Source organism: Pseudomonas sp. GL-B-19 (assembly GCF_019956415.1).
GTDB lineage: Bacteria > Pseudomonadota > Gammaproteobacteria > Pseudomonadales > Pseudomonadaceae > Aquipseudomonas.
In genome coordinates this window covers 1-11,694 of the sequence record NZ_JAHBDK010000088.1, presented here as the reverse complement: position 1 = coordinate 11,694, position 11,694 = coordinate 1, and the positions used below count along the sequence as shown (strand labels likewise).

10 protein-coding genes and 1 pseudogene are annotated in these 11,694 nt (G+C 59.0%); 4 read left to right on the top strand and 7 right to left on the bottom strand.

Going from position 1 to position 11,694, the window contains the following annotated elements; genetic code table 11:
• On the bottom strand, positions 1-2,686 hold a 2,686-nt coding region (locus KGB06_RS27710), incomplete at its 3' end, for a beta strand repeat-containing protein (RefSeq protein WP_223521416.1).
• Between the two features lie 88 nt (positions 2,687-2,774).
• Positions 2,775-3,062, bottom strand: coding sequence for a PilZ domain-containing protein (locus tag KGB06_RS27705; protein WP_223521414.1), 288 nt, complete (start codon positions 3,060-3,062; stop codon positions 2,775-2,777).
• Between the two features lie 202 nt (positions 3,063-3,264).
• Between KGB06_RS27705 and KGB06_RS27700 the strand changes: the two genes are divergently transcribed.
• From KGB06_RS27700 to KGB06_RS27685, 4 genes are all read left to right on the top strand, one after another.
• Complete coding sequence (locus KGB06_RS27700) at positions 3,265-3,930, top strand: LuxR C-terminal-related transcriptional regulator (RefSeq protein WP_223521412.1); 666 nt, start codon at positions 3,265-3,267, stop codon at positions 3,928-3,930.
• 1,001 nt (positions 3,931-4,931) lie between these two features.
• On the top strand, positions 4,932-5,210 hold the full coding sequence (locus KGB06_RS27695; RefSeq protein WP_223521410.1) for a DUF2790 domain-containing protein: 279 nt from the start codon (positions 4,932-4,934) through the stop codon (positions 5,208-5,210).
• A 278-nt stretch (positions 5,211-5,488) separates the two neighbouring features.
• Positions 5,489-6,142 (top strand): hypothetical protein, encoded by a 654-nt coding sequence (locus tag KGB06_RS27690; protein ID WP_223521407.1) that lies wholly within the window; start codon positions 5,489-5,491, stop codon positions 6,140-6,142.
• Positions 6,143-6,225: 83 nt separating this feature from the next.
• Positions 6,226-6,432 carry a co-regulatory protein PtrA N-terminal domain-containing protein gene (locus KGB06_RS27685; RefSeq protein WP_223521405.1) on the top strand — a complete coding sequence of 69 codons (207 nt, stop codon included), beginning with the start codon at positions 6,226-6,228 and terminating at the stop codon, positions 6,430-6,432.
• An 874-nt stretch (positions 6,433-7,306) separates the two neighbouring features.
• Here KGB06_RS27685 and KGB06_RS27680 read toward each other — a convergent pair.
• The 5 genes and pseudogenes from KGB06_RS27680 to KGB06_RS27660 all read right to left on the bottom strand — a co-directional run.
• On the bottom strand, positions 7,307-7,621 hold the full coding sequence (locus tag KGB06_RS27680; protein ID WP_223521403.1) for a hypothetical protein: 315 nt from the start codon (positions 7,619-7,621) through the stop codon (positions 7,307-7,309).
• A 308-nt stretch (positions 7,622-7,929) separates the two neighbouring features.
• On the bottom strand, positions 7,930-8,679 hold the full coding sequence (locus tag KGB06_RS27675; RefSeq protein ID WP_223521402.1) for a transporter: 750 nt from the start codon (positions 8,677-8,679) through the stop codon (positions 7,930-7,932).
• 102 nt (positions 8,680-8,781) lie between these two features.
• Positions 8,782-10,398, bottom strand: a complete 1,617-nt coding sequence (locus KGB06_RS27670) for a DUF5666 domain-containing protein (protein ID WP_223521400.1) — start codon at positions 10,396-10,398, stop codon at positions 8,782-8,784.
• The gene (locus KGB06_RS27665; RefSeq protein WP_223521398.1) at positions 10,395-11,237 is read right to left on the bottom strand and encodes a DUF6502 family protein; all 843 of its coding nucleotides are present in this window, start codon (positions 11,235-11,237) and stop codon (positions 10,395-10,397) included. Before KGB06_RS27665 ends, KGB06_RS27670 begins: the two co-directional genes overlap by 4 nt.
• A gap of 133 nt (positions 11,238-11,370) precedes the next feature.
• Positions 11,371-11,694: pseudogene (locus tag KGB06_RS27660) on the bottom strand (hypothetical protein); the annotation flags it as partial.

The window sequence follows — 11,694 nt, the reverse complement described above, 5'->3', positions numbered from 1 at the left end:
TCAGCGTCGGCTGGTCGTTGGTGCCGGTCAGGGTGATCGTCACCGTCTGCGCCGCCGAGGCCGCGTTGGCCGCGCCGCTGTTGTCGGTGGCCACCACGGTGTAGGAGAAACTGATGGTTTCGCCGGCCCGCAGGAAGTCCAGGTTCTCGCTGCTGCTGTAGTTCCAGCTGTCCTGATCGACCGAGAAGCCGGCGACCAGCGCTGCGGCCTGCGCCGCACCGAGCGTACCGCCGCTCCAGACGAGGTCGTTATTGGCGCTCTGGCTGACCGTCACGACGTCGTGGCTGTCCAGATCAGCGAAGCTCAGCGTACCGCTGTCGCTCAGCGTGGCCGCGCCGTTGCCTTCGTTCATTGCCCCGGTCGGGTCGTCGATGGTCAGCGTCGGCTGGTCGTTGGTGCCGGTCAGGGTGATCGTCACCGTCTGCGGCGCCGAGGTGGCGTTGGCCGCGCCGCTGTTATCGGTGGCCACCACGGTGTAGGAGAAGCTGATGGTTTCGCCGGCGCGCAGGAAGTCCAGGTTCTCGCTGCTGCTGTAGTTCCAGCTGTCCTGATCGACCGAGAAGCCGGCCACCAGCGCCGCGGCCTGCGCCGCACCGAGGGTACCGCCGCTCCAGACGAGGTCGTTATTGGCGGTCTGGCTGACCGTCACGACGTCGTGGCTGTCCAGATCGGCAAAACTCAGCGTACCGCTGTCGCTCAGCGTGGCCGCGCCGTTGCCTTCGTTCATTGCCCCGGTCGGGTCGTCGATGGTCAGCGTCGGCTGGTCATTGGTGCCGGTCAGGGTGATCGTCACCGTCTGCGCTGCCGAGGTGGCGTTGGCCGCGCCGCTGTTGTCGGTGGCCACCACGGTGTAGGAGAAACTGATGGTTTCGCCGGCGCGCAGGAAGTCCAGGTTCTGGTTGCTGCTGTAGTTCCAGCTGTCCTGATCGACCGAGAAGCCGGCCACCAGCGCCGCGGCCTGCGCCGCACCGAGGGTACCGCCGCTCCAGACGAGGTCGTTATTGGCGCTCTGGCTGACCGTCACGACGTCATTGCTGTCCAGATCGGCGAAGCTCAGCGCGCCGCTGTCGCTCAGCGTGGCCGCGCCGTTGCCTTCGTTCATTGCCCCGGTTGTGTCGTCGATGGTCAGCGTCGGCTGGTCGTTGGTGCCGGTCAGGGTGATCGTCACGTCCTTGGTCACCGCCGCCCCGAAGTCGTCCGTCAGCGTCACCGTGAACACTTCGGTCTTGGTCTGGCCCTCGGCCAGGTACTGCGCCGCACCGTTGCTCAGCGTATAGGTCCAGCCCACGCTGCCCACAGCGTCGCCCGTACTCTCGTCGCTGACATTGGCCACCAGCGTACCCAGCGCACCGGACGGTGTGCTCACGCTGGCCACATGTGCGTGATCGGCCAGGTCCACGTCGCCAAAGGCGAAGCTGCCGCTGGTCACCGTGGTGACGTCTTCGGCCACCGCACCACTTTCGACTTCTGCCGCCGTCACCGTCGGCGCGTCATTGCTACCGGTAATGGTGATCGTCACGTCCTTGGTCACCGCCGCCCCGAAGTCGTCGGTCAGCGTCACCGTGAACACTTCGGTCTTGGTCTGGCCCTCGGCCAGGTACTGCGCCGCACCGTTACTCAGCGTATAGGTCCAGCCCACGCTGCCCACAGCGTCGCCCGTGCTCTCGTCGCTGACATTGGCCACCAGCGTACCCAGCGCACCGGACGGTGTGCTCACGCTGGCCACATGTGCGTGATCGGCCAGGTCCACGTCGCCAAAGGCGAAGCTGCCGCTGGTCACCGTGGTGCCGTCTTCGGCCACCGCACCACTTTCGACTTCTGCCGCCGTCACCGTCGGCGCGTCATTGGTGCCAGTGATGGTGATTGTCACATTCTGCGTAACCGACGAACCATGACCATCGCTGATGGTGACCAGGTAAGCTTCGGTTACTGTCTGGCCCTGGGCCAGGTACTGCGCCGCCGCATTGCTCAGGTTGTACGTCCATTGCACCGAACCGTTGGCCGCATTCGCTGCTTCGCTTACCACCGAGAGCTCGAACGTACCAAGATGAGTAGCGTTGCCCCCCACCGGCGCGAACGTCGCCATGTGCGTGTCACTCAGGTCGACGTCGTTAAAGACAATCGTGCCGCTGGCCGTCAGTGTGTCGGTTGCGCTCGCAGTGGTGTCGGCGTCTTCGGTCACCATGCCGGCCTGCGCGCCCATGCTAATCGTCACACCATCATTCACGCCCGAAAACTGCACTGTCGCGGTGGCCCAACTGAGCGTTCCGTTGCCGAGACGAATCGCATAGGTAAAGCTGTCCGTCAGGAGCTCGCCAGCAGCAAGCGCCTGGAGTTGTGCCTTGAATTCAGGGGAGAAAGTAGCGGCGTCGTAGCCGACCTTCCCGTCCGAGGTGATCCAGATCTTTGCACCATTCTTACTGGTGTCAGAACTCGCCGCCTCAGCCCTCGCCGTATCCTGGGTCAGGAGGTCGGCCGGAGCATAAGCCTTGGTGGCAGTAGAAGAACTTACCGCGTTGTCGAGTGACCAGAGTGACTTCGCGTTGCCGCCGAGGTCATTAGACATGACGTCCCAATACATGACCCCCAGCATATTTTCAGTGGTGCTAAAGACGTCATCCTTCGCCTGCGGCGTGTTGGAAAACGAGGTAACGGTTCCGCCGCTGGTAGTTGTGGTGCTAGCCATGTCTTTCTCCCAAGAATGTTACTCAGAGCAAAAAACCGCTGTGGCCGCCAACAGCCGCAAGCCGATTCCTCCTCACCCCACGAACAGCTCACTCAACCGGCACCAGCCGGCTGGCCAGCAGCTTCACGCCCACCCCGGCCCTGCCGCCCAGCGGCTCAATGCGCACGATTTGTCCTTGCGCCTTGAACTTCATGGGGCCGCCAGGAGTCTCGAGCTCGATCTCGAAGTCAATCAAGCTACCCACCTGCTGCTCGCTATCGGTTTCGAAATACAAACCGGAGGCGCTGATGTCACGGGTGACACCGTTGCCCCCGCCGATCAGTTGCAGCGACAGGGTGACTTGTTCACGGGGCTCAATTCGGTGTGCGTCTTTCATGACAGAAGTCTAAAAACGACCGCTGTTTTTTACATGAGTGCGCTATCCCTTTTTTCTAGGAGTCAATCACCCATGAAAACAGTGTTTTACGGGACAAATGTCATGGGAGGGGGGACTGATGCGCTATAGAAAAAAGCTAAGGACTGCAACGATTGCTATCATGATCAGCTAACACAACCCGCCTAAAGAGGCAGCGAGCCGCATGCCAATTCAAGTCCTGTTAGTAGCTCTACCGCTCGTGGCCTGGGGCCTTGAGCGTCTGGTGGAAAGCGCTCAACCAAGGTTGGCGCTGGCGGGCTCGGTGGCGTCGGTGGCGCAATACCTGCTTTCGCTGCACCAATACGCGCCGGATGTGGTGGTGCTGGACCTGGACAGCGAGGACTGTATCGAGTCGCTGGCCGACTTGCACAGCCAGACCAAAGCCAAGATTCTGGTCGTGACAGGGTCGAGCGACGTGGCGCTGCATGACAGTGCGGTGCTGGCGGGCGCACGTGGCGTAGTGGATAAGCGGGAGTCGGCATCCGCATCAACATTGCTCAAAGCCATAGAAAAAGTGCATGACGGCGAACTCTGGATTGACCGCAATGCGACCAGCCGAATCTTCCTTGAACTGGCGCGCAAGAAAGCCGAGCGCGATATAGACCCGGAGCAACAAAAAATCGCCAAGCTAACGCGCCGCGAGCACCAAACCATTGCATCACTGGCCAGTGCCCCCTCAGCCTCTGGCAAGTCGGTGGCCGAGAAGCTGCACATCAGCGAGCACACGCTGCGCAACCATTTAACATCGATCTACAGCAAGCTGGGCCTGACGAACCGCGTAGATCTGTACGCCTACGCACACAAGCATGGGCTTTTCGCAGGCGACTGAGGACTCCTCTGACAGCCTGGTGAACCAGAGAGGAATTCGTAGGCGTCCGATGAGCCTGTGCCCAATGAGAGCAGATAGAGTCTGCCGTCTGCTTGCCGCTGCTACTGAGCCGATCTTAAGCTTCCTGTGGAATCGCTATCCCCACACTCCGGGAAAATAATCCCCATATATGGGCTTTAATACCGCGCTATCTGCTTAGTGTTGCTGGCGAAATACCGCAAGCGGCACCTCCTCAAGCCCGTCGCTGGGCATATATGGATCACTTCGGCCAGAAATCAAAAAGCGTTCAACTCTTGGCATAGTGAATGCCGTGTTCTCATCCAGGGCTTTATTGGGTAGTTGAAGCTGCTACAACAAGATAAGCAGCACACCTAGGGGTACTCCCTATGCATGTAGCCGATGCAGTGTTTAAGCGCCTGCGCCGTAGAATGACTGACTCGATTGCCCCCACCAACCGACTCAATTTCCTGCGGTGGTTTTGCATCGTCAGTTTCCTTCTCATCAGCGTGATAGCTTTTGGGTTGGGCACTATGGCAACAAGATTTCTAGTCACCGAAAGTCTTGAGCGCGATTCACTGCCTATTCCGGCGGATCACTCCCGTGCGTAGCAAGCCGATAATCCAAACCTTGGTACTCATCCTCTTCATTTTTCCACGGGGGCAGTCTTGTCACTCTTCGATGTGTTCGGCTGATAACAGGGACCCGGAAAGGACGAAATCAGGCCTAAAGAAAAACAACCCAGCCAAATTGCAGCCACTTTTCACAGGCTGTTTTGGGTTGTCTCCAGTCCTTCGCGACAGGCAGAAAAAGGAGTTTCTCCAACAAATACGGGGTTTAAAGGACGAATGGTCGGGGGGCGTCAAGCGCGGGGAATTGCCGGGAGTTTACAGCCACTATCAGGCTTTTCAGGCAGGCACGTTCGTCGCGTTAAAGTGAACTTCAGTTACTCCATGTGTCACATTAGGTCCCCGTCAAGCGAACTTAAGTAGAGGTACAGCCTTATGAGCATGGCCACAATTGTCAGTGCCGTGATATCCAGTCTCGCACCCAGTGTCTTCGACCAGAACAATCTGCAAGAACCTGGCGCGCATGTCTCAGCCGTTGAATACCACTACGGAATGGACATCGATGTGAAACGGGTACTGCAGCGCACCGATACATCCGATAAGACCGGCGTGGTACCGGTGACCCTGGTCTACGAAGACAGCGAGGGTGAAGTTCACAAGATCCGTTTCCTCGAATGGGGTGGAAGCCCCGCCGACCCCACCAGCATTGCCTGATCGGCTCGCCGATAGAGTTCCGGGCCTCGCCTGCCCCCCTAGAAGTGGAAGTTAAACCTCATATGCACAAAGTGCGGATGATGTTTTTTGTTACCTGAAAATGGACATGAACGAATGATTAAAAGTTCATTCGCGAAAATCGCTATTGTCCTGGCAGCGTAATGCCGCAAGACTAATTAATAGTAATTGCTGGATCTTAACTGCAATCAGGAACGGCAAACTCCAATTATGCCGTGCCGAGAGCCAAGTTGATCCACCATTATAACCAAGAGGTAACCATGGAACTTAGTATGTTTTCTTCGTCCACCGTGGAATATTTGCGTTTGGGCGTTGTATATTTTCATCTTATCGCCTGCTGTGTGGCAATCGGGCTGGTTTTGACCAGTGACATTGCAATGATCAAGCAACTCCTGAAGGGAGGTACGTCAAGTCACCACGATGACGCGCACATGGAAAGCCTTCAAAAAACCGTATCGCTTGCACTTGTAGCGCTTTGGATTACGGGCATTGGTATCGTCGGGATCGATTATGCCGGCAAGGGGATGGAGTATTTCCTCAATCCAAAACTACAAGCCAAAATTGGCATAGTTGTGCTGTTGACCTTTAACGGCTTCCTGTTGCATAGCGCTGTAATGCCCGCTCTGAAAAAAGCCGGTTCGTTACTGAAACTCTCCTTCAGCCTGCGCATGCTGGCGCTGTTCTCGGGGGCGTTCTCTGGCGTGTCGTGGTTCTATGCCGCCATGCTGGGTGTGGGTCGTCCGCTGGCCTGGAAGTACTCGCTGGTGGAGTTGCTGGCAGCCTATCCGGTTCTCATCGTCGGTGGATTCGGGATGATGGTACTGCTCACTGCCTGGGCAAAAAACAGAGACACCGAAGCGCGCATGGAACAAGGCACCTGGAAAGCAGGAAACGCCGCCCTGGCTGGATGGTGAAGCCAGGTTGAACAAGGAAGTTCGGCTTTAGCCAATAAATTCCGCTGTTAGCAGTTCAAAAAGTTTTACTTGAGGATACCCAAATGAAATCCATGAAAGCTCTCTTCGTAATCGCCGCTCTGACCGCTTCTTCTCTGGCGATGGCCACAGGTGGTGGTGACAAGACGTTCAATCGTATGGAGGCGGCCCGGAAAGTCTCGATGGAAGCCTACCAGGTTGCACAGAAACAGAAGGCTGAAGCCGCTGTAGCTCAAAGCAAAGCCAAGGCGACCGATCACGCCAGCAGCTAATCTGTGTAGCGCGCCCCCAGGCTGACCGAAATGCGTGGTCTCAAGCCTCAAATGCAGCACCCAAGGTGCTGCTAGCGCCGGTGTAACCGAGATCCCACTTACACAAAATCCAGTGTGTTGAATCCACAGTCGTAAGCAGCCTTTCGCGAAGGGCTGCTTTGGGTTTTCTGTCCTTCGCGACAGGCTGAAATCGGCCGATTCTGCTGAAAACAGTCGGTCCTTCCAAGCTACTCGCGTACTGACTGCTGAAAACGCTTTTTTTGCGCGCAGCTACACGAAATCTGAGCCCGGAATCCTCTACTAAAAGTAAAGATTTCAATCTCAAGCGCGTACTTTTCTGCCGTGGAAACCTTCGCCGACTTTTTCAACAGAATCGGCCAAAAGCGGTCGGTGGACAGCTGAGTCCAACTTCCTGCCCCTGCGCCACAAAAACGGGAGGGCTCCGGGTTTTGTGAACGACTGGGATTGTATTGCTTACCCGTCCAGCTCCGTCCCCACTGCCGCCATCCTCGTCAGTGTTTCGGACCGTGCGACAGATTTCGAAAAGAAGTCGCAAACCCCGCGACGCTTCAGGGCTTGCGACTCTTTGCCGATACGTCCCTTAAGCTTGCGGGACGTTTTCTGCTGTTATGCCTGCCGTGTTCATGGCGGAACTTGCAGGCCTAGTTCTGCACCTCAGCCACGTCCCTGTCCGGGGCGTCTGGGGCGTCCGCCATAGCCCCTCTGGCTGCGCGCGCATCAGCTTTGGCAGCGTCTCTAGTCGCATCTGCAGCAGCCCTCGCCGCATCTCTGGTGGCATTTGCGTTAGCCTTAGCGGCGTCCCTGGTCGCATCTGCGGCAGCCCGCGCAGCATCTCTGGTTGCATCTGCGCCCGCTACACCTGCGGCTTTTGCAGCATCCCTGGCTGCATCCGCATCAGCTCGGGCCGCATCTCTAGCTGCATCTGCAGCAGCTTTGGCATTATCTCGGGCTGCATCTGCATCGTTTCTGGCAGCGTCCCTGGCTGCATCTGCGGCATCGTCAGCGTCGTTGTCATGCGCATTGCCTGGGCCTCTGTTCCCGGCAATACCGCCATGGTCAGCGCCGCCGCGTCCCGGGCCTCCATGACCGTCACCGTCATGACCAGCAGCATGACCGCCACCGCCTCCGCCACCGTGACCACCACTGCCACTGCCACTGCCACTGCCATAGTGTTGTCAGCCCGAGTGTCAACGACCAAATATCAGGACTAAGGCACGCGCTGAGCAAAAACATCAACCTAACCCATTGGAGAATCGCCCCTCACCCGATCGGCCGGTTTATCGAGACGACTTTTTTCAATGGAATAGACCAGGAGCTGACATTCGGATTTACCCAGGTAACCAGGGGCGAATCAAAGAGCCTGTCAGACGCTGGCTGGCCTGGCAGGTTTTTCGAAGCGCACCGCGCGGACCCGGCTTGGGTCGAGTCGGTGAAACGCATCAATGTTGGAAATAACCTGACAGGCAACGGGGGGTATCAGAAAGCGTGGCTGAGCAACAATCCAGCCTCGCCATCCGGGCTGGCGTCGGAAAACCCCTTGACGGCATACAACTGAAACTTCCAGTTCTGATTGAGCTTGTGCGTGAGGAAGAGGGTGAGTTCCTTGATCTGGTCGCCCGTGGAAACGATCTTCTGCCGCCAGTCGTAGGACGCGCCCGCCGTGGTGCGCGCGAACACGGGTATGGCGAAGCCCAGGCCGGCGAATATCGGATTGTCGAAGTCGGAGTCCGACGGGTCGCCGTACTTTTTCCAGCCCAAGGTAGCAAACCCGGTCACAGGGCCGAAGGCTTTAGCGACATCGACCTGGGCGGAATAGTCGGTTTTGCCGGTGCCCAGGCACTTGTCTTCGTCGGCTGTGGGCAACTTGACCTTGCCGATCAGGTCCACGAACAGCCCGCCGACGCTGCCGTCAAGCGCGGCATAGTCGGCACCAGCGACAGTGTCGCCCAAACCACTTTCCACTTTGCCGCAGCCGCCGGGCAACGGCTCGCCGTCAGGGCCGACCGCCGGATTGGTGATGCGCAGCCAGGGCACAGTGAGCTTGTAGGTCATGGGACCGGTTTCGTATTTGCCCACCAGCGGGACGTACCAGGTTTCGGAATTAGTACCGGTGCCATAGTCGCCCCGAGAGTAGTCGGTTCCTATCGAGGTCGTGAAGGTATCGGCCAAGGCTGGCAAGGCCAGGTTGGCAAGCAAACCGACGAGCAGGGTGCGCTTGGGGCCCATGTTCACCTCGTGTGTTCCGTCATCGAAGTTCACACGCATGCTTTGTTGCGTGATTTACCCAGCCTAGTTACTTATGACGATAGTGCATCATGACTGCACTGTTTAACCCGACCTGCCAGAGTGATCGACTTTTTCAACCTGCTCGACCTTCTCGCCCCTCTCGACCTTTTCAACTTTCTCTACCTTCTCGACTTTTTCTACCTTCTCGACTTTTTCTACTTTCTCGACTTTTTCTACTTTCTCGACTTTCTCCGGACGTCCGACCTTTTCGACTTTCTCTATTGTTTCCATTTTCTCGACTTTGTCGGGTTGCTCGACCTTCTCGATACGCTCTGACTTGCCGGACCTGTCCACGATTTCTTGCTGGTCGCCACCGCCATGACTGTCATTGCCCCCGTGGCGAGTATCGTCGATGACACTGCCTTCGCTCTCGGAGCGGCCGCTCCTGTCACTGCCCGTGTTCCCCGAGCTGCCGGAGTTGCCGGAGTTGCCGGAGCTGTTGGAGCTGTTGGAGCTGTTGGAGCCGCTCGAGTTGCTCGAGTTGCTCGAGCCACTTGAGTCGTCCGTGTTTTGCTCGCTGGTTCGGAGTCGTCCGTGCTGATTGCTGGCTGGCGAATCGGAGCGCTCGCGGGGCAATTCGATACGCGTTGCCTTCACGTCCCGCGCGCCGGTGAACACGCCGTTGACCCGCACGCGTCGATCCAGCGCCAGCTCCGAAGGCTGCACACCGACAAACACGGTGTCGCGCGCCAGCGTCACATTAAAGCCACCGACCACCAAATGGCGGTCCTGCCGGCCCTGTACCAGGCCCTCGATCACCGCATTGTGTGCCCGGCCAATGAAGGGCAGGCTCGGGTCGGGGCGGCTTTGGGTCACGTCCAGCTCGCGGCCGGACCACTGGCCGCGCACCAGCATTTCCTGCGCCGGGCCTGGGTGATTGCTGAGTTTGAGCCCCTGGAGATAGCCGCTGCGATCCACCGAGCCGATGGCACTGGCCTCCTTGAGGCCGGGCGCCCGGTCGATGCGGCTGGCCACCACTTCGCCACGAGCATCGCGCAGCCCGCTGACCCGTACCGGATCACCCGGGCGCAGACCGGCAGCGACTTGAGCACCGCTGGCCAGGCGTACCGTTTGCCCCATGACACGCATGGGCATGGAGTCTCTAGGCAGGGCTGTCAATGGGCCTTCGTAGACGTGCAGGATAGAAATGCGCCCGGCCTCCAGACCTCGCTTGGAATTGAACGCTTCCACGGCAACCACTTGGCCTACCGCCAGCTGGGTGCTGGTAGTGGCAATGCCGTTCTCGCTGACCGGAACGTTGTTGCTGAAGTGCACTTCCAGGCCATTGACGCAGATCGACGCGAACCCGGTGATGGTGCCGACAATGCCGGTGCCACCGATCCCTCCGTTATCGTTGCTGATACCAGTGCCACCCACACCGCCTGCAACGGCACCGGTGCCGCCAATGCCGCCAGGGTGCTTTTTCAGCGGTGCGCCAGTACCACCGATCCCGCCGTTGTCGGTACTGATGCCGGTACCCCCCATGCCGCCAGGCGCCGCGCCTGTGCCGCCGGTGCCCCCCGGAGCCTGGATGAGGGGCACTTCGATTGTGCCCGCGTCATTCTGGCTGACACAGGCTGGGGCGGCTTGCAACACAATCGGAAGCCCGAGGCCCAGAGCGAGGGCGATTGCACGAATCAGGCGCAAATTGACGGTCATGGCTTAGAGGCCGTTGGTGAATCGGGATCGGAAGCTTCAGTGTAGAAGTACAAGCCGACCGTGATGCGCTGGCGCGGTTCAAGGCTGGGCAAATCCCGGAATTCCAGCTCGGCGGCGAGTCGGTTGAAGCTCAACAGGGCTTGCATCCCCTCGCTGGCAACGGCCTCGCGCAACGCCTCGACGCTCATCGGGGCCAATGCGTCATAGTGGACGCTTCGTTCAAAAAAGGCCGGACCTTCGCTGCTCAGATTGTGTACCGCAGCGCAGGCATGATCGTGCAGGTTATGCCCCAGGTAAGCCGTTTTCTCATCGAAGCCCTTTTGCGGCACGAAGGCCTGGGCTTCGAGATGCACGCGCTCTTGTTCGTCAAGACGGACGACGCCCAGGCGCAGCCACTCGTCCAACACCACCCGCGCCCTGATATCCGTGCTGACCTTCGCCACCAAGGCGTCAAAGGAGCATTCGCCGCCGACACTGGCCAATCGAGGCAGTGGCAGTGGCTGGCCGGCGTCGTTGCAAAAGGGCGCGTTGGCCCAGGCGTTGACCAGTTGCGCACCGAAGGTGATGTTTTCCGGAAGCGTGGATGAGGCGGATTCGCTGGTGTTGCGCAAGCGCCGTACATCCTTGCGGTGCACACCGGTGAGCAGGCTGATGCGACTGTCGGTCGGTACCTTGTCGCCCAGCCGGAACTCACGGTCCGCCACATCGACGAAAACCTCCTTGAGCAGGTCGGCGAACACTAGGTAAGTGACGCCTTTGCGCAGCATCAGGCGTACCAGCGGCCGCATGACATGCCGCAAGGCTTTGAGGAGCGAGGTGGGCAGCGTGGACGATTGCATTCAGCGGATTCCTGGATAGATAACCCTCAGTATAGCCGCGTGGGAAATAATCCCATGAGCGCACGCACGTATTTTTTTACCGCACCTCATGCAAAACCGGTCCCCCGGGTTTTGCATGAGGCCACAAAACGCTTCAGATCCGGCTGTTGTCGTCGCCGGTTTCGCCGCCAACATGGTTGCCATTGTCGTCACCAGGCTCACCGCCAACGTGGACGCCATGATCGTCACCGGCCTCACCACCGACGTGGACGCCATGATCGTCACCGGCCTCGCCGCCGACGTGGACGCCGTGGTCGTCACCCGCTTCTGCATGGGTACCACCGCGACCGGAGTTCGAGCTTCCAGAACTGGCATGGCCTGAATTCCCATTCCCATGGTCGCTGCCGCTGTGACCACTGTTGCCACCGTGCCCACTGTTGCCGCCATTGCCACCGCCGTTTCCGCCACCGCCGTTTCC